General features: G+C 60.6%; 13 protein-coding genes, 4 tRNA genes and 1 pseudogene. 14 read left to right on the top strand and 4 right to left on the bottom strand.

Features of this window, described 5'->3' with window-relative positions; genetic code table 11:
- Positions 1-126: 126 nt before the first annotated feature.
- Both B5F74_RS00390 and B5F74_RS12745 read right to left on the bottom strand, forming a co-directional pair.
- Positions 127-199 (bottom strand) — tRNA-Ala (locus B5F74_RS00390).
- Positions 200-472: 273 nt separating this feature from the next.
- Positions 473-661 (bottom strand): hypothetical protein, encoded by a 189-nt coding sequence (locus tag B5F74_RS12745; protein ID WP_343217541.1) that lies wholly within the window; start codon positions 659-661, stop codon positions 473-475.
- On the opposite strand from B5F74_RS12745, the pseudogene B5F74_RS00385 reads away from it, so the two are divergent.
- The 6 genes and pseudogenes from B5F74_RS00385 (at position 572) to B5F74_RS00360 (ending at position 14,098) form a co-directional block, all read left to right on the top strand.
- A pseudogene (locus tag B5F74_RS00385) lies at positions 572-1,620 on the top strand (isocitrate/isopropylmalate family dehydrogenase). The gene B5F74_RS12745 and the pseudogene B5F74_RS00385 sit on opposite strands and share 90 nt — an antisense overlap.
- 248 nt (positions 1,621-1,868) lie before the next feature.
- Entirely contained in the window at positions 1,869-3,182 is a 1,314-nt protein-coding gene (locus B5F74_RS00380; protein ID WP_158095647.1) for a diguanylate cyclase, read from the top strand.
- Between the two features lie 127 nt (positions 3,183-3,309).
- Positions 3,310-3,382, top strand: a tRNA-Ala gene (locus B5F74_RS00375).
- 446 nt (positions 3,383-3,828) lie between these two features.
- On the top strand, positions 3,829-5,034 hold the full coding sequence (locus B5F74_RS00370) for a helix-turn-helix domain-containing protein (protein WP_158095646.1): 1,206 nt from the start codon (positions 3,829-3,831) through the stop codon (positions 5,032-5,034).
- Between the two features lie 276 nt (positions 5,035-5,310).
- Positions 5,311-6,768 (top strand): S-layer homology domain-containing protein, encoded by a 1,458-nt coding sequence (locus B5F74_RS00365; RefSeq protein ID WP_087199093.1) that lies wholly within the window; start codon positions 5,311-5,313, stop codon positions 6,766-6,768.
- Positions 6,769-7,081: 313 nt separating this feature from the next.
- Entirely contained in the window at positions 7,082-14,098 is a 7,017-nt protein-coding gene (locus B5F74_RS00360; protein WP_158095645.1) for an S-layer homology domain-containing protein, read from the top strand.
- Between the two features lie 607 nt (positions 14,099-14,705).
- Here the strand turns inward: B5F74_RS00360 and B5F74_RS00355 are convergent.
- Positions 14,706-14,778, bottom strand: a tRNA-Ile gene (locus B5F74_RS00355).
- A 43-nt stretch (positions 14,779-14,821) separates the two neighbouring features.
- Entirely contained in the window at positions 14,822-15,448 is a 627-nt protein-coding gene (locus tag B5F74_RS00350; RefSeq protein WP_087199089.1) for a DUF1847 domain-containing protein, read from the bottom strand.
- A gap of 115 nt (positions 15,449-15,563) precedes the next feature.
- Between B5F74_RS00350 and B5F74_RS00345 the strand changes: the two genes are divergently transcribed.
- From B5F74_RS00345 to cmk, 8 genes are all read left to right on the top strand, one after another.
- Positions 15,564-15,638: transfer RNA gene (locus B5F74_RS00345), tRNA-Val, on the top strand.
- A gap of 59 nt (positions 15,639-15,697) precedes the next feature.
- Positions 15,698-17,743, top strand: a complete 2,046-nt coding sequence (locus B5F74_RS00340) for an ABC-F family ATP-binding cassette domain-containing protein (RefSeq protein ID WP_087199087.1) — start codon at positions 15,698-15,700, stop codon at positions 17,741-17,743.
- On the top strand, positions 17,730-18,035 hold the full coding sequence (locus B5F74_RS00335) for a hypothetical protein (RefSeq protein ID WP_079989164.1): 306 nt from the start codon (positions 17,730-17,732) through the stop codon (positions 18,033-18,035). The genes B5F74_RS00340 and B5F74_RS00335 overlap by 14 nt, the downstream gene beginning before the upstream one ends.
- Positions 18,036-18,042: 7 nt before the next feature.
- A complete protein-coding gene (locus B5F74_RS00330; RefSeq protein WP_087199085.1) occupies positions 18,043-18,732 on the top strand; it encodes a site-2 protease family protein in 690 nt (229 codons plus the stop codon).
- Positions 18,733-18,870: 138 nt separating this feature from the next.
- Positions 18,871-19,674: a segregation/condensation protein A gene (locus B5F74_RS00325; protein WP_087199084.1), complete on the top strand. Its 804-nt coding sequence runs from the start codon at positions 18,871-18,873 to the stop codon at positions 19,672-19,674.
- A gap of 1 nt (position 19,675) precedes the next feature.
- Positions 19,676-20,386: an SMC-Scp complex subunit ScpB gene (gene scpB / locus B5F74_RS00320; RefSeq protein ID WP_066832076.1), complete on the top strand. Its 711-nt coding sequence runs from the start codon at positions 19,676-19,678 to the stop codon at positions 20,384-20,386.
- Positions 20,379-21,263: a pseudouridine synthase gene (locus tag B5F74_RS00315; RefSeq protein WP_204212365.1), complete on the top strand. Its 885-nt coding sequence runs from the start codon at positions 20,379-20,381 to the stop codon at positions 21,261-21,263. Before scpB ends, B5F74_RS00315 begins: the two co-directional genes overlap by 8 nt.
- Complete coding sequence (gene cmk / locus B5F74_RS00310) at positions 21,260-21,934, top strand: (d)CMP kinase (RefSeq protein WP_087199082.1); 675 nt, start codon at positions 21,260-21,262, stop codon at positions 21,932-21,934. The genes B5F74_RS00315 and cmk overlap by 4 nt, the downstream gene beginning before the upstream one ends.
- Position 21,935: the final 1 nt, after the last annotated feature.

Genomic DNA, 21,935 nt, shown 5'->3' with positions numbered 1-21,935 from the left:
TCAATTAGGCCGGAATGCGAACGTTCGCACGCTTCGTGCCCCGATGGGTTGAAACGAACCCGTCCCCAAACAACCCGTAAACGAAAAGAGCCCCTACCGAAGTAGAGGCTCATAAAATTCCGAGGGTGGAGACGAGGGGGATCGAACCCCTGACCTCTTGACTGCCAGTCAAGCGCTCTCCCAGCTGAGCTACGCCCCCGTGGTGCGAGAGATATAATGGCCCAAAATCAGATTCGGCGCAAGACCCAATTTTGAAAATGTGAAGAGGCCTCCACGTTTTGTGAATGCGTTATCGCCTTGCCCATATTCAACCTTCCCAAATTTCGAGCCCAACCATTCCGTCGCATCTACGTGCCCGGCGTAGGAAGATGCTACATTCGCACTCCGCACTCGAACACAAGAGAAACAACAAACAGCCTGTTACATTGCTTGCAGCCCCTTGTTCAGCTCGAATAAGATGCATATAGCTATCTCACGCATTGAACAGCATGAACAACAAGGACTGAAGCCAGAGGAGGTCGACATGACGCACGAAGTCGTATTGATTCCAGGAGACGGTATCGGACCAGAAATCACGCGCGCCGCCCAGCGCGTTATTGCCGCCGCCGGTGTTGACATCAGCTGGCATGAAGTCCAAGCCGGTGCAGGTGTCATCGATCAATACGGAACCCCTCTGCCCGACCACGTCATCGACGCGATCCGCACCTACGGCGTCGCCCTTAAAGGCCCGATCACGACGCCCGTGGGAACGGTTTCCGCAGCGTCAACGTCGCGCTTCGCCACGCTTTCAACCTCTACGCCTGCGTGCGCCCCTGCGCCTCCATGCCAGGAGACGGATCGCGCTACGACAACGTGGACCTCGTCATCATCCGCGAGAACTCCGAGGATCTCTACGCAGGCATCGAGTTCGACGCTGACTCCGTGGGGGCGAGCGCCATCGCCGATACCCTAAAGGAGCAAACCGGCAAGGAGCTCGGACCCCAAACGGCGATTTCGATCAAGCCCATTTCCCGCGCAGCTTCGGAACGAATCGTGCGCTATGCGTTCGAATACGCTCGCGCGAACGGTCGCAAGAAGGTCACGGCGGTGCACAAGGCGAATATCATGAAGTGCACCGACGGACTGTATCTGCACGTCGCCCGCGACGTTGCCGCAGAGTACCCGGACATCGCTTTCGAGGATAAGATCGTGGATGCTGCGTGCATGGGCCTCGTCATGCATCCCGAAGACTTCGACGTGCTCGTCTTGCCCAATCTGTACGGCGACATCGTGAGCGACCTGTCCGCAGGGCTGATCGGCGGACTCGGCATGGCCCCGGGAGCCAACATCGGCGACGGGTGCGCGATCTTCGAGGCAACCCACGGCTCCGCGCCCGATATCGCTGGACATGACGTGGCGAACCCCACGGCGGAGATTCTATCCGCATGCATGCTTCTCGACCACCTTGGCGAGACCACCGCTGCCGCGCGCATCCGCGCCGCCGTGCGCGTGACGCTGAGCTCTGGGGCCTCGGTCACGCAGGACGTCCGCCGCGCCTTAACCGGCTCATATGATGGCGCCGTGGGCACAACCCAGTTCACCGATGAGGTCATCGACGCGCTCAGCCGTATGGTCGTCTAGCCCGGTCGTCATTGTTGCCCATGACGTTCCCCTGCGTCGGCATGGGCAACAACGACCCCGTCACAAAACGTATCTTCGCGTGGATTTCTCGACACCCTCAAGCGACTTGCTGCGAAAGGCGCGTGCGCTTTGGTATGGTAGATAGTACCGACAAACGTATGTGTACACGTGAATGAAAGGTCCCGATGGAATCCCGCGAATCTGAGATCCAGCGCGACAAAGAAGCGGCAGCTCGCCTTACGAGCGCCATGCTGCATAAACATTACGATGAGAACGATGTCGATACCGTGACCGCCTCGTTCGCCGACCCGTTCAGCTGGGTCGGAGCAGGGGAGGAGGAGTACTGCACCGGCCTCGAGAACGTATTGAACGTCTTTCGTCAATTCGCCGGGAAGGTGCCTAAATGCAACCTGACCGACGAGCATTACGACGTCATCGAGGTCGCTGATGGCATCTACGTCTGCTCAGGTAGACTTTGGGTAACAACCGACCCATCGACCAATATCTACCTTCGCGTTCACCAGCGCATCACGACCGTGTTCCGCAAGATCAACGGCGAGCTCAAATGCAACCACCTGCACCTCTCGAACCCGTATGTCGAGATGGTCCCCGGTGACGTCGGCTTTCCGACCGCCATGGCGAAACATTCCTACGATTACCTCCAAGAATGCCTCAAGGAGAAGCAGCGCGAGATCGACAGCCAGTCCATGGTCCTCCACAGCATCTATGACACCGTCCCATGTTCGATCATTCGATTCGCGCGCAAACACGACGGTGCATACGAGCTGCTGTTCGCCAATCGCGGCACCGCCGACCTCATGGGGATTTCTGTTGACGATGTACAGCACATCGATTGGAGCGCGGGGTATTGCCCCTTCATGGACGAAGCTGATGCAAAACGTTTTGCTGACCTTATGGAGGGGCTCCGTGTCCCGGGCGACCAGGCGTCTGCCGTTTGCCAGGTGAGGCGCCAGGGAGGCGACTCCATTTACGTAAACTCCGTCAACACGTTTATCTCGTCCGATGAGCGGGGCGACATCATCCAAAAAATCGTCTTCGATATCACCGAGCGCATCATGGTCGAGAAGTCTCTTGCGCGTATGAGCTACGAGGACGGGTTGACGCATCTCTACAACCGCACTAAGTTCAGCCAGGAGCTCGATGGCGAAAGCTATGCCGACGTCGAGCAACTCGGCATCGCGTACTTCGACATCAACGGCCTCAAAGCCATGAACGATCAGAAGGGCCATGCGGCAGGCGACGATCTTATCTGCCGAACCGCGCGCCATATCTCTGAGGCGTTCTCAGGGTCGACCTTCCGCATCGGAGGTGACGAGTTCGTGGTCATCGACTCCGAATCCGACGAAAACGAATTCAGGAGTCAGGTCGAACTATCGCTGAAGCTCATGCACGACGATGACATCGAGATCGCCGTCGGTTGCTCTTGGAGAAGCAAGCCGTGCAGCATCCTCGAGCAATTCGACGAGGCGGACAGGCTCATGTACCGCGATAAGAGCGCATTCTATAGCTCCAAGCTACATGACCGCAGGCGTCGGCAGTAGGTGAGGACAAGCGGGATTGTCATCTGCTTCTCGACGTGTTCCGACGGCGTTTCCCAGCGCACAAGAAAAAGTTGAAATTTCCGCTTGCATTCGCCGCGCGCGTCCCGTATAGTATCTCTCGCACCACGGGGGCGTAGCTCAGCTGGGAGAGCGCTTGACTGGCAGTCAAGAGGTCAGGGGTTCGATCCCCCTCGTCTCCACCCTCGGAATTATAAGAGCCTCTACTTCGGTAGGGGCTCTTTTCGTTTCCGCCCTCGGGGGATCGAACCCCGTTCGGGGCGCGGAGCGTGTGAACGGCGGAGCCGTTCGCCGCGCAGCGCGCGAGGCCGCGAGAGCGGCCGAAGCGGGTGCGGTCGCGCAGGCGACCGCGGATCCCCCTCGTCTCCACCCTCGGAATTTTATGAGCCTCTACTTCGGTAGGGGCTCTTTTGTTACCGCCCTCGGTGGATCGAACCCCGTTCGGGGCGCGGGCGCGACCGCAAGCCCGGGCGCAAGCATCTCACACGCGCACAAGTTCGCCCCAATAGACAACCCGCGCATTCCGTTAACGGCAAAGTGTTCGTTCGTACGAACGGAGTTTGCTATGCTTCTTCCAGACAAGAGAGCGGTCGCGCATGTTCGTGGCGGCCGTAAGGGGGAAGGCATCATGAAATACATGACGGTGAGCGAGGCCGCGCGCCGATGGGGTGTGTCCGAGCGGCTCGTGCAACGCTATTGCGCCCAGGGCCGCATCGATGGGGCTGAGCGCTTCTCCCGCACCTGGCGCATCCCCGAGGGCACGGTAAAGCCAGGAGACCCGCGCAGCGCCTCGATCGACCCGCAACCCGTGCCCAAACGTCGAACCCCGAGCACGTGCGCCAACCTCATGCCTCTGATGAACGCTCCGTTCAAACCCGGCCACGCGCGCTCATATGCAGACTCTCTCGAAGCGGGGGAGCGCCGGGACGTCGCGCTCACCGAGCTCGCCTACTTTACCGGGGACGCCAGGCGCGCAGCCGAGCTCGCCCGCAAGAACCTTTCATCTCCAGATCTCGAAATCAGGCTTTCGTGCTGCTTGATCTTCTCGTATGCAAGCCTTGCGCTGGGGGAGATCGATGAGGCGCGAACCGTCTTGGAGCACGCGATGAAATCTCTGGCCGCAAGCAAGGAGAAAGGCCAGGACGGATCTTTGAGCGCCTCGGCCGCCTTCATCACGCGGACCGCCTGCGTCTTGCTGCACCTTCCCGACCCGGAGGGACTTCCCTCCGCCCGCGAAACGCTTCCGCTTCTCCCGTCCGGTCTGCGCATGTTCTCCTGCTATGTCGAAGCACACCGGCTCTACCTGGACGGCCAGTACGAGACAAGTCTCGGTCTTGCCCTCGGAGCATTTGCCATGATGGACGAGGTCTATCCCATTCCGACCATCTACCTGCACCTTATCGCCGTCATGGACCTCATGGCCCTACGTCGCGTCGAGGATGCGAAGCGTCATCTGCTTGCCGCATGGAACCTTGCCCGACCCGACGACCTCATCGAACCGCTGGGCGAGCATCACGGCCTGCTGGGCGGGATGCTTGAAGCGGTCATCAAACCCTCTTGGCCGGATGACTTCCGGCGCATCATCGAGATCACCTACCGCTTCTCCGCCGGCTGGAGACGGATCCACAACCCGGATACCGGCGATAAGGTGGCGGACAACCTCACGACCACGGAGTTCGCTGCGGCCATGCTCGCAGCGCGCGGCTGGACCAATCAGGAGATAGCAGAGCATCTGGGCGTTTCCCCCAACACGGTGAAGAGCTTCATCTCAATCGTATTGAGAAAGCTCGGCGTCAAAAGGCGTCAAGACCTCGCCGCCCACCTCCTCCGCTAGCGACGAATGCAAATCGGGGACGTACCTTCTGCGTGCATTTGTGCACGCAGAAGGTACGTCCCCGATTTGCACTACCGACGGTACGCTACAGGCACGCCGCCCGAGAAGCTGCCTAGGCCGTTTGTCCGGCAGATTGCGCCACAACCGACCCACCCATTTTTCTTCTCAAATGGGTGATGGAGGATTCTTCCAGATATGAAAATATTGTTGAGGAGCCCAGCGCTGCAGTCGGGCTGCGCAGGGCCTCCCGTCATATCGACACGGAAGGAGTAACCCATGAGAAAACGGTTCCTCGGATTGCTCAGCGTGCTGTGCGCCCTGGTTCTTGCAGTCGGCTTCATGCCGGCTCGCGCTCAAGCAGCAGAAGCGGAGAGCTATGTCGCGCTCGGTGACAGCATCTCCACCGGCTACGGCCTGGCCGACCCCGCCGCCGAGGGCTTTGTGAGCCTCGTTGCCGATCAGCAGGGGTATGACACCACCAACCTCGCTGTCGACGGCGCCGCGTCCTATGAGGTGCTGGCCCTTGTCACCGACGTTGAGAACGCCTCGTACCCTGCGATTGCCGGAGCCGACGTCATCACCATCTCCGTTGGCGGCAACGATCTGCTGAACGCCCTGTATATGTATCTTGCCGACCAGTACAGCACCATACTCGGCGTGCCCGTCACCCCTGAGCTGATCGCAACCGCCCTTGCCGCCGAGGACCCCGATCCCGACATGGTCGAAGCGCTGCTCCCCCTTATCGAGCAGTTCGCAACCTCTCAGCAGGCTGCCGACGCACTTGCATCGTTCTCCCAGAACCTCACCGGTATCATCGGTGCGGTCAAAACGGCGAATCCCGATGCGACCATCCTGGTGCTCAATCAGTACAATCCCTTCAGCTTCATCGATAACCCCGACGTCAAACCCGTCAACACCGCTTTCGAGACCGCCGCGAATGCCCTGAACGGCCTCATCTCCGCCGGAGCGGGCTCGAGCACGTACACCGTAGTCGACGTGTACGGAGTCCTGAGCGATTCCCAGAACAATCCGTTCAACGCGTCGTTCGCCTCCATGACCGACTTCAATCTGGACATCCACCCCAACGCTTACGGCCATCAGCTCATCGCCGCAGCCGTGAATGCCGCCATCGATATTCTCACGCCTGAAGACCCCGATCCGGAGCCCGGTGTCGGCTTTGCCGATGTCCCCGAAGGCGAATGGTTCTATAACGCCGTCATGTGGGCCGCAGCCACCGGAACCATGACCGGCTATGACGACGGCTCCAACACCTTCGGCCCCAACAACCCCATGACCCGTGCCGAGATGGCAACGGTGCTCTACCGCATCGCCGGCGAACCTGCCGTCGACACCTCCATCCTGCCCGACGACTGCGACCCCGAGGAATGGTACGCCGCACCCGTAGCCTGGGCGCTCACCGTCCACGTATTCAACGGCTATGACGACGGCACCTTCGGCCCCGACGCGTGGCTCACGCGCGAGCAGGCCGCATGCGTCCTGATGAACGCCGCGGCGATACTCGGTGTCGATGTGACCCCGCGCACGGATCTCAGCGCCTTCCCTGACGCGGACGCCGTGTCCGACTGGGCGGCCGACTCCCTGTCCTGGGCCGTGGCCTCCCACATCATCAACGGCTATGAACTCGAGGATGGCACCCGTGAGCTCCAGCCCGGCCGCGCCTGCACCCGTGCGGAGCTTGCAGGCCTCATGATGAACCTGCTCGCAGGCGAGTAACGTCTCTACCAACGCCATATTGCGATTCCGCCGCCCCGATCGAGCTGTCCGGTCGGGGCGGCTTTAATATCGACGACATGAAGCTTAACCATACCCGTGCCAACAGGGGGTCAATGACACATAGTGGGCAATTTAGCACGCTAAAGGGGGTCCGTAGAAGCTGTTAGCGTGCCATTTTGCCCACTTTGTGTCATTGACCCCCTCTTCGCCCTTCACAGCATCACCCATATCAATTGATAAACGGGTGATGCGCAAATGCGTTGTGGGCGTGAAAATGTTACCGACAATCACCATGTTCGAGGGGGATGACGAAATGGGCATGTCGATACGCAGAATCATTCGTACGCTCGCCATTGTGCTGACGATGATCGTCTGTGTTCCGAACCTTGCGTTTGCCGCAGACGGCTCCGACAAAGGGTACACCGTCTCGACAGACTGGGTCTCGGGTACCACAACGTATTCGTTTACCCGAACTGACGACGTCAATTCAGTCGTTGCAGATCTCGAAGGTGATTCGATCCTTGACTTCACAAAACTCAATGAGTTTTCCGAAGACACTCTGTATGTGACTGTCAGACCGCAGGCTGCGGATTCAACGGTTACGGTCGTAGGCAATCCGAACGTCACGAATAGGGTGTCCCTTACCGTTGAAGGTTGTAACACCCGCCTCATCTTGAAAGATTTCAACAACTCCGCCAATATCAACTTCAGAGACGCGACAGGCACACTCTCACTGGTATACGACGGCATGTGTGCGATTGACCAGCTGGTTGTTGACCCAGCCTGTGACTCCCTGAATATCTCCGCCTCCAGCCAGATCTCGCATCTCGACCTCTGGTTCATTAATAACGAGATCGATTTGACCTTGTCAGGCAGCATTACGCTCGATGGCTCGATTACGTGCGACAAACTCACCGTCCACGATGCGGCGATCGAGTGCACAGAGACCGATGTAAGCAACGACTATCGGAACTTCGTCGCCAACCAGATCCATATCAAAGATTCATCGATTGACGGCATCAGCTCGATTACCTCATTTGACTACCTGACAAGCGATGAATCTCGGGACGAACTCTCCACGTCGTCCATCGCCATCAAGAACTCGACGATAGCGTTCAACGCGAACGTGTTCGAGGGGAACGCCGGAACCGCGGTCTTGGGCAACTCGCACACCATCAACATCGAGGGCAGCACGGTATACGGAATCAACGCGAACCTCACCGGATGCCTCGGAGGAACCTTCCAGGAGATCATCATCAAAGACTCTGAGGTTCATGCAAAGAGCAAGAGATCCGCGGCAATAGGCCCGAGCGATTCGCTGTACGGCCGATATGAAGATATGGGCATCGAGAACCCGTCCATCATAATCGAGAACAGCGTTGTCGAGGCGGCAAGCACGTATGGCTCAGCCATCGGCATGCCTTGGATCAATCCGAGCAATTCGACAGCGATAGACGACGCGTGTCATCTCAGCATTTCTATCTCCGGATCGAGCAACGTCACCGCGACGAGTATCGCATCCGCTGCCATCGGATCGGGGGCGGAAGTTTATACGAACAAGGTGCCTGAAGACGGCGTCGAGATTGAGGTGGGCGCCGGAGATATCACATGGGGAGGGACTTCGAGCCTGAGCCTGCTCAGCTCGATGCTGGATCTCTTCGGTATCAACAGCGCGTCGAAAGCTGAAACCCATATCGTTGAGGCTTCCGGTCTGCGCGATGAGTGCTCGGTCACCATTTCCGGTACGCCGATCATCAACGCGAAGTCGGGTTCCATGGCCATCTATGCGGGCACAGTATCATCTCCCGACACCAACGTGGTCCAGACGACGATGGTACTCGCAGACGCCTCCGGAACGTACGCGCCGTACGCGATGGAGACGCCCGGGGCCGTGACGACCTCAAACGGAAGCAAGATCGGTGAGCTCGGCTACGGGTACGCGTCTGTGGCCACAACGGATATCGGCGCCCAGGTTGGAGCTCTGTACTATGCAGGTGAAGCGCTGACGAATGTCGACACTGGAAGCAAAGATTTCACCATTACCGGATCGGGCATCGAAAGCTTCTACGCAACACCCACGCTCAGCATCTCAGGCAGCATCGAGCTGACGGACTCCAGTGGTTTAGCGCTCGAGGGCACCGTCACACCTGGCACGACGCTTAAGGTCGACCCGAACGGATTGAAACCGTCTCAAGCAGCGCAGACTGCGTATGACGGATCTTATAATGGCCTGACGTTTACGTGGTATCGCAATGGGCAGCCCATCAACGGCGCGCTAAAGAACACCTACTCGCTGACTGATAGCGACAAGGACGCCATCATCAACTGCGTTGTTTCCGGCACAGGTTTCTTTAAGGGCAGCGTCACGAGCGAGGCGGTTGTTGTATCGGGCGAAACGGCGGTTGCCGCCCCGAAGCTCGCAAGCCGCACCACGACCAGCATCACGCTTCAGGACGCTGGCGAAGGCTATGAGTACCAACTCGTAGGGGAGAACTCCGCTTGGCAGACGAACACCACGTTCAGTAACCTGAAGTCGGGAACCTCGTACGTCTTTGTCCAGAAGAACGCCTCGGACCTTCTCAGCGCCCCCGCCACCTTCATGACGGTTTCTGAGTCTCCCGACGCGTCTGACTTCACCATCGATTATGTAAACGAAACCCTGTCGTTCCCCGCCGGTGTCAACCTTTATGCAGACAGAGATTGCACCGATCAGCTGAACGAGAACTCGTCCAAGCTCAGCATCAGCATCTCCGATCTGATCAGCGACACCCCAACGAGCGTCTATACACGGTATGCGACGGCGGACCCTACCGATTTGCAGTCCGTGACCGAAGTCGACATTCCCGCGCGCCCAGAAGGGCCCACTCTTGACGCAGCAGGCATCACGGTCACTTCGACAAGCATCTCCTTCACCGGCGATTCAGACGTATCATATCGCCTGCTAGCGAATGGCGCAGAAGTCAAACGCATCGATGCAGATGGAGCCCTTGCCATCACGTTCGACAACCTCGAGCCTTCTACGACCTACACGCTCCAGGCACGCCGCGAGGCCAACAACGCTGGTTGCGGAAGCTTCCGTTCAGCCATCTCCTCGATCGATATCACCACGACCGCTGCTGCTCCCGAGGCGCCCGCGCTCTCTGCCAGCGCACGACGTGACGGAGAAGGATACGAATCGGTTACTGTCGGCTTCTCGTGGACGTTGGCCGACACTAACGGCGCCGCTATCGATAGTTATACGATTATCGCCAAGCCGGCTGACGCTACGGGAAGCTCCATTGAGGTTGCCACCGTCGCAGCCGATCAATCGATCTACGAAATGAATACTGTAGACAACACCGCTCTCGTACCCGGACAAACCTACGAGATGACCCTCCAAGTACATTGGAAAGCCGGCGGCGGTACAGAACTTGAGACCGTTAATTCCAATACGGCGACCATCACGCTGCCTAACCTGCTGCCCGATCCGAGCGCCTTCACCATCGGATACGCCGCAGAAACACTCACAGTGCCTGAGGGTGTCAACCTGTATGCAAATGAGGTTTGCACCGAGCTGCTCGCTCTCGGCGCAGATCGTACCGTGTCGATCTCAAACTACATCTCAGGTGCATCCGAGCGGCAGCAAAGCCTCTATGCCCGCTACGAATCTGCCGGCAACGACACCGAGGCCGTAACACAGATCGACATCCCGAATCGTCCTTCGGTCTCCCTTGACGATCTCATCAGACCGACTATCTCGTACAACTCCATCCGCATCGTTGACCGGGCGAGCGACGGTGCCGACTACGAGCTGAAGCTTGGAGAAAACACTGTCGAACCGGCAAGCCAGACCTCTGATGAAACCCGCATCACCATCACGTGGGAAGGGCTTAAACCTGACACATCGTACACCCTCTACAAGCGCCTCAAGGCCGTAGAGGCAACAGACGGGAAGAAAGGCTCGTTCGCCGCAGAGACGACTCGTGACATCACAACGAAAAAGGCGGTAGAAGAAACAGGACGCATCGTGGTCCCTGCCGGTCCATCCGTTTCGCGCCAATACGATCTGACAAGCTTGCTGAACGGCGCAACCATCTCTTCTGTGCAAACAATAGACGATGCGAGCAGAATTCTTAAACACTGCGGCATGGACTCTCAAAATCAATCTGCCATCAACCTGCAATTATGGACCACGGAGGCAGGGGAGTCCGCCAGCATCCGCGTCGAGGCTCAGCAACCTAATGAGGGGGATCACCTCTTCCTCGACCTCAAGCTTGAAGTGATTGATGCGCTTGCAGAATCTGAAGATGGCACCCTGTGGGTCCGGTCCACATTGACCAACGAGCAACAGGAGCAAATCGAGCAGGCAATCGGCATCGCGGAGAATGGCGACACGGCGCTCGAGGCTGCCTTTGCACTCACGCCGACCGATCCTATCGGAGGAACCACGGCCACCGATGCCGCAGACCAGACCATCACGTTTACGCTGCCTGGAGACTCGGGTACCAAAACCGGTACCTATTCTGTGCACCGTATCGATCCTGAGACGGGCGATGCCACTAAGATCGACGCGACGAAATCCGATACTGCCGTCGCCTTTGTTGCGACGGGGTCTTCCGCGTGGTATGCGATCGCGTACACCGCACCCGAGCCGGCCTCGCACACCATCGTCATCGAGCAGACCGAAAACGGTACGGTATCCGTCGTGCAGAATGCCACCGCCGGAGAAACCATCACCGTGAAGCCGAGCCCAACGCAAGGCTTTAATCTGGACGCGCTCGCCATCACGAGCAACGGCACCAACGTGTCCGCAACGCCCAATCCCGACGGCACCTATACCTTCACCATGCCCGATGCTGACGTGCGCATTGTAGCCACGTTCACCGCCATTACCCCCGACGCTCCGACCTTGAGCGCTCAGGTAGGGGAGGAGCCGGGCACAATCGACGTCACCTGGACCCAGTCGACAGGCAACGGCGCCGTGATCACCAGCTATTCTATGGCCGTCACATCCAATGACGGACTGCATGTCGAGGGATCTCCCTTTGCCATCAATCCCGATCAATCGAGCTATCAGCTGACGGGACTCACCCAAGGCGCAAGCTACACGCTCCAGCTGACCTCGTACAACCACGATGCCTCGGCGATCTCTAACGCGGTATCAATCGACCTCCCCGAACCGGAAGAACCCGAATACACGGTAAACATCGCCGAAGGAATAGAAAACGGTTCCATCGCTATCAGCCCCACAAAGGCGCAAGAGGGCACCCTCGTTACCATCACAACCTCGCCGGCTGAAGGCTACGAGCTCGATTCCGTCAACGTCACCGATGTAAACGGGACATCCGTCACGATGGCAAAACAGGATGACGGCAGCTTCACCTTCCAGATGCCCGCATCCGAAGTCACCGTAACGGCTTCATTCAAGCAAAAGGAAACGGGAGGGGACGTCGACGACAAGGACTTGAACGGCCAGCTCGACAAAGCGTTCGATGATGCCCAAGGAAGCATCGATGCCGTATCGCTCAAAACAGGTACGTACGAGCTTACCGAAGACCTGTCAGTCGCCAACATCGCGCAACAGCATAACGTCGAGCTTATGACCAACGCCTTGTACATCGGTACCGACTCGCAAGCCGCGACTGTCAATCTCGACCTTAACGGATACGCACTTAACTCCGATACCTGCGCGATCATCGTGTCCGAGGACTCGACGCTCAACCTGTACGATTCGGGCAGTTCGTCCACGGGCGATGACTCCCACGTAGGAACCATCAGTGGCAAAACCGGCCTTTCGTACACACAGGACGGCAAAACCTACACCTACGCAGGAGGCGTGGGCGTCTACGGCACGTTCAACATGCATGGCGGATCGATTGCCAACAACACGGCAACAGGCGATGAGGGCTACGGCGGAGGCGTCTACGTCTTTGGTGGCGGCACGTTCAACATGTACGGGGGAGAGATCTCTGGCAACTCCTCAACCACATTCGGCGGCGGCGTCGCGGTGCGCTCGGCCGACGATACGACCCCTGCACCGAACCCGATGAAGATCGAAGATGCCGAGATCAACGATTGGGAGATTGTCGACGGCGGAGACATCACCGCTGAGATGTCGCTCGACATCGACCTCATGAGCACGCCGGGCACCGCATCGTTCGACAGCTCAGATGGAACATTCAACCTGTTCGGCGGCTCCATTTCAAACAACCAGGCTCCTGTGGGCGCTGGCGTGCATGCCGGCGGCATGGTCACCGTCAACGCAGACGCGACCTCCCCTCAAGCCATCATCGTCTCTGCGAACAGGAACGACAACCTCTACGTACCTGCAGAGAAAACGATCGACCTTAAAGGAGCACCCGTATCAGGAACCAATATCGGCGTGACCATGGAGAACGGCTCTGGCAAATTCGCCGATTCTGACGCAGATACCGCCCGAAACGCGCTCGCAAGCTTTACGAGCGACAATGGATCCTATTATGTGACATCGCAAAGAGACGGGCTCGCCCTGGAGGTCGTTCCTCCACCGACCTATGAACCCGACGTCGAGATTCCCGGCGGAGGCGGCGCCGTCACCATCGACCCCCGGTATCCGATTGAAGGCGACAAGGTCACCATCACCCCCGTGCCCGACGAGGGGATGACGGTCGACGAGGTCACCGTCGTGGACCGTGACGGAGAGCCGATTGATCTCGTCGACAACGGCGACGGGACGTGGACCTATGTGCAGCCTGCAGACCAGGTGACGATCACCGTGACGTTCGTGTGCGACGGCGGCCCTTTGTGCCCGTCCGCCCATCTGGAAGATGTCGACCAGAGCCTGTGGTACCACCTGTCTATCGACTGGGCCGTCACCACGGGAACGCTTGTCGGTTACGATGACGGCACGTTCGGTCCCGACAACCCCATCACGCGCGCCGAGATGGCAACCGTGCTATGGCGCATCTCCGATGAGCCTCAGAGGGCCTACGACCTGCCGGAAGACTGCGATCCCGAGGCGTTTTACGCAGAGGCGGTCGCATGGGCGCTTTCCGAAGAGGTGTTCCATGGATACGGTGACGGATCGACGTTCGGACCCGACGACCCGCTCACCCGCGAGCAGGCGGCCTGCGTGCTCAAGAACTCCGCCGACAGGGTCGGTATCGACACATCAGCCCGTGCCCACTTGTCTGGATATCCGGATGCGGACGAGGTTTCCGAATGGGCAGAGGAATCTCTTGCATGGGCGGTAGCGAGTGACATCCTTCACGGCTTCGAGCTCGAAGACGGCACGCGCGAGATTCAGCCGCTGCGGGCCTGCACGCGCGCAGAGATGGCTGCGCTCCTGATGAACCTCTCCGAAAAGGCATAACGCCTAGGAGAATACAGGCCGTTTGACCGATGTGCGCCCGAGGCTTTCCCTCGGGCGCTTTTTTCGTACGCCCCTACATCTGCGTTCATTCTTGAGGTAGTTGGCGCATCGAGCAGAGGACTCCTGAGCACACGCCGAAGGGCCATGAATTCATGTACGAAAAGCGCCGCACCGCAGCAGGTTGCGTCCGAAACGAATGAAGAAGTCGTAGTATCCGCCCACGTGCAAAACGGCGCCCCGATAAAAGGTTTTACCAAGGATCGCGGGAGCCCCGTTTTGAATTTGGTATCAAATCGCGGATAATAAGGACCGTTCGAGGGCGGAACAATGGCCTATCTCGGGGCATCCGCAATCAGCACCGCAAAGAAACCGCAGATCACAGCCTTGTCAGATGTGACCGTTTTCCATTCATACTTCCCGAATTGATACCAAATTCGTATCCAGCAAATGGTAACCCCCTCGTACTTGCAGTTTTATAGTGAGGTTTCCCCACCGGTGACATACCGCGGAGCGACAAGCCGACTGCTCGGCGTAGACGCAACCTCGCAGGAGGGGATAAGCCGGCATAAGAAAAGCCCCGCAGGTGCGGGGCGTAAGTCCTGATGGGTGGGCCCAGCAGGATTCGAACCTGCAACCCAGGGATTATGAGTCCCCTGCGCTAACCGTTGCGCCATGAGCCCGTGAATGCAAGGGACATAGTAGCATAAAACAACAGAAAGGGTTCTAGGCCCCAAGCTTTCGGTAGTAGGAATCCGCCGTGTACAGGGCGGCGACGGGATTGTGTCCGAGCACGCGGTCCTTGACCACGACGGTGGTGCATAGCGCATCGGAATAGCGGTAGAACAGGCTGTCATGCCCGACGCAGAGCCCAACGACCAGATTAAGGTCGGTCTTCCCCTTATTGAGCAGCTTCGCCTGCAGGATGGGATTGCACATGTTCGGACCGACTTCGGTGCAATACGCGGGAATCCCAATCGACTCCTTCGGTTGGGCGCCCGCCTTGCAGGCCACACCCACTACCTCGAAGCCGTGTCGGCGCAGGATCCTGGCCAAGATGCGGCTCTCGGCAAGCAGCCCCACGCACGTCGCGATACCGAGCTTGCGGGCCCCGATCTTCTCGGCGAACGCCATGGTCTCCTCGATACGCGTGTAGCGGCAGTAGTGCTCAGCCTCCACCTCTGCGGACGCCACCGCGACCTTGTTGATGAGCTCGTCCTCATACTGGGCCATGGCATCGGCGAGCACGTCTTCGTCCATATGGGTCGTGAGGCAGAATTGCGGGTAGGTGCCCTGCATCCTGCTGCAATTCTTGACCGCGCAATCGATGCACGAACGCCTGATATCGCCCATAGACCCTCCGACCTGCGAAGATGAACAAATTGTGAGACGAATCGACCCAACAACCAAAATTATAGTTGGCGAGGCCGACATTGTGTGTTAGTATCTTCTTCGCCGAAAGGCACACGGGCGTTTGGCTCAGGGGTAGAGCACATCCTTCACACGGATGGGGTCACAAGTTCAAATCTTGTAACGCCCACCATCGAATCTCAAGGGCTGCAGGCAACTGCAGCCCTTTTGCTTTGCATAAAGGACATGAGCATGATTCTTCTGGTCGATAAGGTCGAAAAGAGCTTCGGAGCCCACACGCTGTTCTCGGGCGCATCCTTCCAGATCAACGCGGGGGAGCGCTACGCGCTTGTCGGACCCAACGGCGCCGGCAAGACCACGATGCTCAAGATCATCATGGGCATCGACTCACCGGATACGGGCACCGTCACGTATGCCAAGGACGTCAACGTGGGCTACCTGGAGCAGGAGACCAAGCTCGCTTCCGACAAGCCCATCATCAACGAGGTCATGGACGCTGCCATCGAGATCCGCGCGATGGGGGAGCGCGCCGAGGAGCTTCAGGTGAAGATCGCCGAGGCCGACCCCGACGACGAGAACCTCGAGGCCATGCTCGCAGAATACGGACAGGTCCAGGACCGCTTCGAGCATCTCGGCGGGTACGAGCTCGAGAGCAACGCGCGCCAGATTCTCGCGGGCCTCGGGTTCAAGCCCGAGGACTTCAGCCGCGCCTGCTCGGATTTTTCGGGCGGATGGCAGATGCGCATCGCGCTCGCCAAGCTCTTCCTGCGCCGCCCCGACCTGCTGCTGCTCGACGAGCCCACCAACCATCTCGACCTCGAGAGCGTCCAATGGCTCCGCGGCTTCATCGCCTCCTATGAGGGGGCCGTCCTCATCGTGTCCCACGACCGCGCGTTCATGGACGCCTGCGTCGACCACGTGGCCGCCCTCGAGAACCGCCGCGTCACGACCTATACCGGCAACTACAGCGCCTACCTCAAGCAGCGTGAGGACAACCTCGAGCAGATGCGCGCCAAGCGCGCCGCCCAGGAGCGCGAAATCGCCCATATGCAGGTCTTCGTGGACAAGTTCCGCTACAAGCCGACCAAGGCGGCACAGGCCCAGGAGCGCATGCGTCGCATCGAGCAGATCAAAAGCGAGCTCGTCATCCTGCCCGAGGGACATAAGCACGTGGACTTCAAGTTCCCCGACCCCCCGCGCTCCGGCGACCTGGTCACCGCGCTCGAGAACGTCTCGAAGAGCTACGAGGACAAGCACGTCTACGACGGCATCGACCTCAAGCTGTATCGCGGCGACCACGTGGCGCTCGTCGGCCCGAACGGCGCCGGCAAGTCGACCCTGCTCAAGATGATCACCGGCGTTGAGCAGCCCACGTCAGGCACCCGTGAGCTCGGTCTGCACGTCGGCGTCGCCTACTATGCCCAGCACCAGCTCGAGGGCCTGAAGGAGAGCAACACCGTCCTGCAAGAGATCGACTCGGTCGCCCCCACGTGGACCACCCCTCAGCAGCGCAGCCTGCTCGGAGCCTTCCTGTTCTCCGGAGAGGATGTCGACAAGAGGGTCGGCGTGCTGTCCGGCGGAGAGCGCGCGCGACTGGCGCTCGCGAAGATGCTCGTCGCGCCCGAGGCGCTTCTGTGCCTGGACGAGCCCACGAACCATCTCGACATCGACTCGGTCGACATGCTCGAGAACGCGCTCAAGAACTTCCCCGGCACCATCGTGCTCATCAGCCACGACGAGCATCTCGTGCGCGCCGTGGCGAACCGCGTGGTCGATATCCGAGACGGCAAGATGACCGTCTACGACGGAGATTACGACTACTACCTGTACAAGCGCGAAGACCTTGCCCAGCGTGCAGCCCTTGCGGCCGAAGCCGCTTCCGCCCCCGCGGCCAAGTCCCAAACACCCTCCCATGAGGGCGGCCGAACGCTGCGCCGCACGCACGAGGCGCCAACGCAGGCCAAGCCGGAGGCGGCAGGCAAAAAGACGCGCGAGCAGAAGCGCGCTGAGGCCGAGGCACGCGCGGCGCTCAACAAGCGCCTGAAGAAGACCAAAGATCGCCTGCGCGAGGTCGAGAAGCTCCTTGACACCAAGCGCGCACGCTATGATGAGCTCATGGAGTTGATGGCGTCTGAGGAGCTTTATGCCGATCAGGCGAAATTCTCCGACGCACTTGCGGAATACAATGCCCTGAAGAAGGAAATCCCGCCGTTGGAGGACGAGTGGCTCGAACTCTCGACGACGATCGAAGAGGAGACCGCACGTGCAACTGCGTAGAGCCGCGGCAATCGCCCTGAACGTCATGGCTGTGGCGTTCAGGGTTCTCGGCATCGTCTTCGGGGCGCTCACGGTCCTTCTGTGCTTTCCGAGCATGGCCCAGCGCCTGAACATCGCAGGATTCGTGCTCGACCTTTCGCACGCGCTCCCCGACATCATCGAGGGCTACGGGCTTGTCACCTCGCCGTTCGGCGGCGTGTTCCGCCTCGATTTCGCACTCGCCATGGTCGGCCTGCTCGTGCTCGACTACGCGTGCCAGCGCATCGCCTATACGCTTCAGACTCGGCTCTAGGACGCACATGCTCAACCTGAACTACATCTTCTACCTGCTCACCTCGGCTGCGGCCCTCATCATCGGCATCGTGATCCACGAGAGCGCCCATGCGCTGGCAGCCTATCTGCTGGGTGACAGGACCGCCCGTTCGCGGGGGCGCATCTCGCTCAACCCGCTCAACCACATCGACCCGTTTGGCACCGTGCTGCTGCCGCTGATCATGCTCGTCGCCGGCGGTCCCATCTTCGCGTTCGCCAAACCGGTGCCGGTCTATCTGGGAAACCTCAAGAATCCCAAGCGCGATGAGGTCGCCGTAGCGCTCGCGGGGCCCGTCTCCAACGTGTTGCTCGCCGGGGCCGGCGCGGTACTGTTGCGCCTCGTGGTGTCGAACGGTGACGCGGTGATCGGGTTCATGGGGGAGAACGTGCTGTACCTCACGAACTTCCTGACCACGTTCATGTCGGTCAACCTGTCGCTCGCCTTCTTCAACCTCATCCCGTTGCCGCCGCTCGACGGCTCGTCGGTCCTCGTGCTGTTCCTGCGCGGTCGCGCGCTGCAGACCTACTACCGCATCCAGCAGTACGCCATGCCGATTCTCCTCATCGTGCTCTACGTGCTGCCGACGGTGCTTCATATCGATTTGGTCTCGATGTACTTCCGGCTGACGCTATACCCCGTCTACGACCTGCTTCTGTCCTTTGCGCTGGGATCATGACCGAGATCACGACCGACGCGACCGCGGTGGATCGGGTTTCAGCTTTTCCCGAGGATGCTCACATTGAGGACTGTCTCCGTCTATCCGGCTGAGATAGAATGAATCCATCTGCGTCGTTTGGTCGGATTGGGGGATGGATTGTCGTACCGCGTGAGCACGCAGGCATATTCAGGCCCCTTCGACCTGCTGCTTCAGCTCGTTTCGCGCCAGAAGGTGGACATCGGCTCCATCTCCATCACCGAGGTCGCCGAACAGTACCTCGCCGAGGTCGAACGCCTTCAGGCACTCGACCTCGATGTGGCAAGCGACTTTCTGCTCGTCGCGGCGACCCTGCTCGACATCAAGGCCGCATCGCTCGTCCCGGAAGACGACGCGCCGCGCCGCGCCTCAGAGGACGACGAGCTCGACGAATATGCCGACCTTGACGGCGACGCCATGCGCGAGGTCCTGATCGCGCGGCTCATCGCATACAAGCAGTTCCGCAGCGCCGCAGCCGCCCTCGGCGCGCGCATGGAGGCCGAAAGCCGCATGCACCCTCGCGTGGCGGGACCCGACCCCGAGTTTCTGAATCTCGTGCCGGACTATCTGGCGGGCATCACGCTGCGCGGGCTCGCGGTCATCTGCGCCGACCTCGACGGGCGGCGCGAGACGTTCCTGCTCGAGGCCGAGCATGTGGCTCCCCATCGCGTGCCCCTGGAGCTCACCGTCGCGTCGGTCGACCGCGTGACCATCTCGCGACCCCATATGACCTTCCGGGATCTGCTCGACGGCGAAGCCACCGCCGAGCAGATCGTCGCGACGTTCCTGGCGATCCTCGAGCTTGCCAAGCGCGGCTCCATCCAGCTCGCCCAAGATGAGAACTTCGGCACGATCACCATCGACCGCGTCGAAGGCGCCCCGGCGTATCATCCCGGAGACGCCCTGATGATTGAGGAGGGCTGACATGAACGATCTTGAGACGCTTGAGCCGTCGTCGCTGAAGGGCGCGCTCGAGGCGCTGCTGCTCGTATCGAGCGATCCGGTGAGCGCGAGCGCCCTGGGCTCCGCGCTCGGCATCACGCCCGGCGAGGCCGCATCGCTTCTCGCCGAGCTCAAGGTGGAATACGAGGAGGCCAACCGCGGCTTCCAGCTGCGCGAGGTCGCAGGAGGCTGGCGCCTGTTCACGCACCCCGCCTTCCATGACCAGGTCGAGAGCTTCGTGATGTCGTGGGACACCCAGAAGCTCTCCCAGGCGGCCCTCGAGACGCTCGCGGTCATCGCCTACCACCAGCCGGTCACCCGCGAGATGGTCAAGGGCATCCGCGGCGTCAACTCCGACGGCGTCATCTCATCGCTGGTCGACAAGGGGCTCGTGCGCGAGATGGGGCGCGACCCGCAGCGCGGCCAGGCGATCATCTACGGAACCACCACCGCGTTTCTCGAGAAGTTCGGCCTGCGCAGCATCCGCGACCTTCCGGACCTGGAGCAGTTCGCCCCCGACGAGCAGACGCGTCAGTTCATCCGCGAGCGGCTGTCGGGCCGCTCCATCTCCTCTACGCTCGAGGAGGCGACCGAGGAGCTCGACGAGGAGCGCGACCTCATGGAGCCGGACGCGGAGTCGGAGGACGACGACCTGTACATCATCGGAAACGCATCGGACGACTACGATGACTGAGACCCGCGAGCTTCCACCCATCGATCCCAAGACCGGCGAGATGATCGTCCCCATTCGCCTGCAGCGCTTCCTTGCGCGCTCGGGCGTGGCGAGCCGCCGCGGATCGGAGGACCTCATGACCGCCGGCCGCGTGACGGTGAACGGGGAGGTCGTCACGCAGCTCGGCAGCAAGGTCGATCCCGCGCGCGACGTCGTCGCGGTCGACGGCGTGCGCGTGTCGCTCAACGAGCGCCCGACCTACCTGATGCTCTACAAGCCGGCCGGCTACCTCACGACCATGAGCGACCCGCAGGGCCGCCCATGCGTGGAGGAGCTCGTGCCGACTGAGCGCTACCCGGGACTGTACCCGGTCGGACGGCTGGACAAGGACACCACCGGCCTTTTGCTGTTCACGACCGACGGGGATATGGGCCAGCGCCTGCTGCATCCCTCCATGCACGTAGAGAAGACCTACCTCGCCCTCGTCGACGGGCGGATGAGCGATGTGCAGCTGAACCCCCTGCGCCGCGGCATCATGCTCGACGACGGGCCGTGCCAGCCGGCGCGCTGCCGCATCCTGGACGGGCGCGAGGCGCTCGTCGTCGCGCCCGATGGCATCCCGCGCGGCACGACCGCCGTCGAAGTCATCATCCGAGAGGGCCGCAAGAACCAGGTGAAGCGCATGCTCGGCAAGATCCATCATCCCGTGCTGCGCCTGCACCGCTCGCGCTTCGGCCCGCTCGAGCTCACGGACATCCAACCGGGATCCTGGCGCCTTTTGACCGACCAGGAGGTCCAGAAGCTGACCGACGCCAGCTCCAAGCGCCGAAAGGCAGGCGCCGGCACGAACGAAGCGTCTGGCGGACGCGCAAAGAACACGAGAAAGGTTCATGCATGATCATCGCGATCGACGGGCCCGCAGGCTCGGGAAAATCGACCATCGCCGACATCCTCGCCGAGCGCTTCGGCTTCACCAAGCTCGACACCGGCGCCATGTACCGCACGGTTGCGTTCACCTGCGCCGACCGCGGCATCGACCTCGATGACGAGACGGCGGTCGAGCATCTGGCGGGGAAACTCGACATCGCGTTTGCCGGCGACTCGTGCCCGCTGCGCGTGCTCGCCGACGGCCGCGACGTGACCCGTGAGATCCGCACGCCCCAGACGGACCGCATCGTCTCGAAGGTCGCGGCGTATCCGGGCGTCCGCAGCGCCCTGCTCGGCTGCCAGCGCTCCTTCGCCGAGGGCCGCGACGTCGTCGCCGAGGGCCGCGATATCGGGACGGTCGTGTTCCCCCATGCGGACCTCAAGATCTTTCTGACCGCCGACCCGCGCGAACGCGCCCGCCGCCGCGTGCTCCAGCGCCATCCCGAGGGGACCGGCGGGGTCGATATCGACCGAGAGGTCGAGCAGACCCTTGCCGACCTGCTGCGTCGCGACGAGATCGACTCCCACCGGGCCACAGCCCCGCTCAAGGCGGCAGCCGACGCCGTGCACATCGACTCGACCGCCCACACCATCGACCAGATCGTCGACAAGATCGTCGCGCTCGCCGACGCCAGGAGGTAGT

The sequence above is a fragment of the Collinsella sp. An271 genome (genome assembly GCF_002159695.1).
Taxonomy (GTDB): Bacteria; Actinomycetota; Coriobacteriia; order Coriobacteriales; family Coriobacteriaceae; genus Collinsella; species Collinsella ihumii.
This window is presented reverse-complemented; position numbering and strand designations above follow the sequence as displayed.

Coding starts and splice junctions, on each gene's coding strand:
- B5F74_RS00380 (WP_158095647.1), top strand. CDS start 1,869: ATGCTGCATAAACATTACGATGAGAACGATGTCGATACCGTGACCGCC.
- B5F74_RS00370 (WP_158095646.1), top strand. CDS start 3,829: ATGAAATACATGACGGTGAGCGAGGCCGCGCGCCGATGGGGTGTGTCC.
- B5F74_RS00365 (WP_087199093.1), top strand. CDS start 5,311: ATGAGAAAACGGTTCCTCGGATTGCTCAGCGTGCTGTGCGCCCTGGTT.
- B5F74_RS00360 (WP_158095645.1), top strand. CDS start 7,082: ATGGGCATGTCGATACGCAGAATCATTCGTACGCTCGCCATTGTGCTG.
- B5F74_RS00350 (WP_087199089.1), bottom strand. CDS start 15,448: ATGGGCGATATCAGGCGTTCGTGCATCGATTGCGCGGTCAAGAATTGC.
- B5F74_RS00340 (WP_087199087.1), top strand. CDS start 15,698: ATGATTCTTCTGGTCGATAAGGTCGAAAAGAGCTTCGGAGCCCACACG.
- B5F74_RS00330 (WP_087199085.1), top strand. CDS start 18,043: ATGCTCAACCTGAACTACATCTTCTACCTGCTCACCTCGGCTGCGGCC.
- scpB (WP_066832076.1), top strand. CDS start 19,676: ATGAACGATCTTGAGACGCTTGAGCCGTCGTCGCTGAAGGGCGCGCTC.
- B5F74_RS00315 (WP_204212365.1), top strand. CDS start 20,379: ATGACTGAGACCCGCGAGCTTCCACCCATCGATCCCAAGACCGGCGAG.
- cmk (WP_087199082.1), top strand. CDS start 21,260: ATGATCATCGCGATCGACGGGCCCGCAGGCTCGGGAAAATCGACCATC.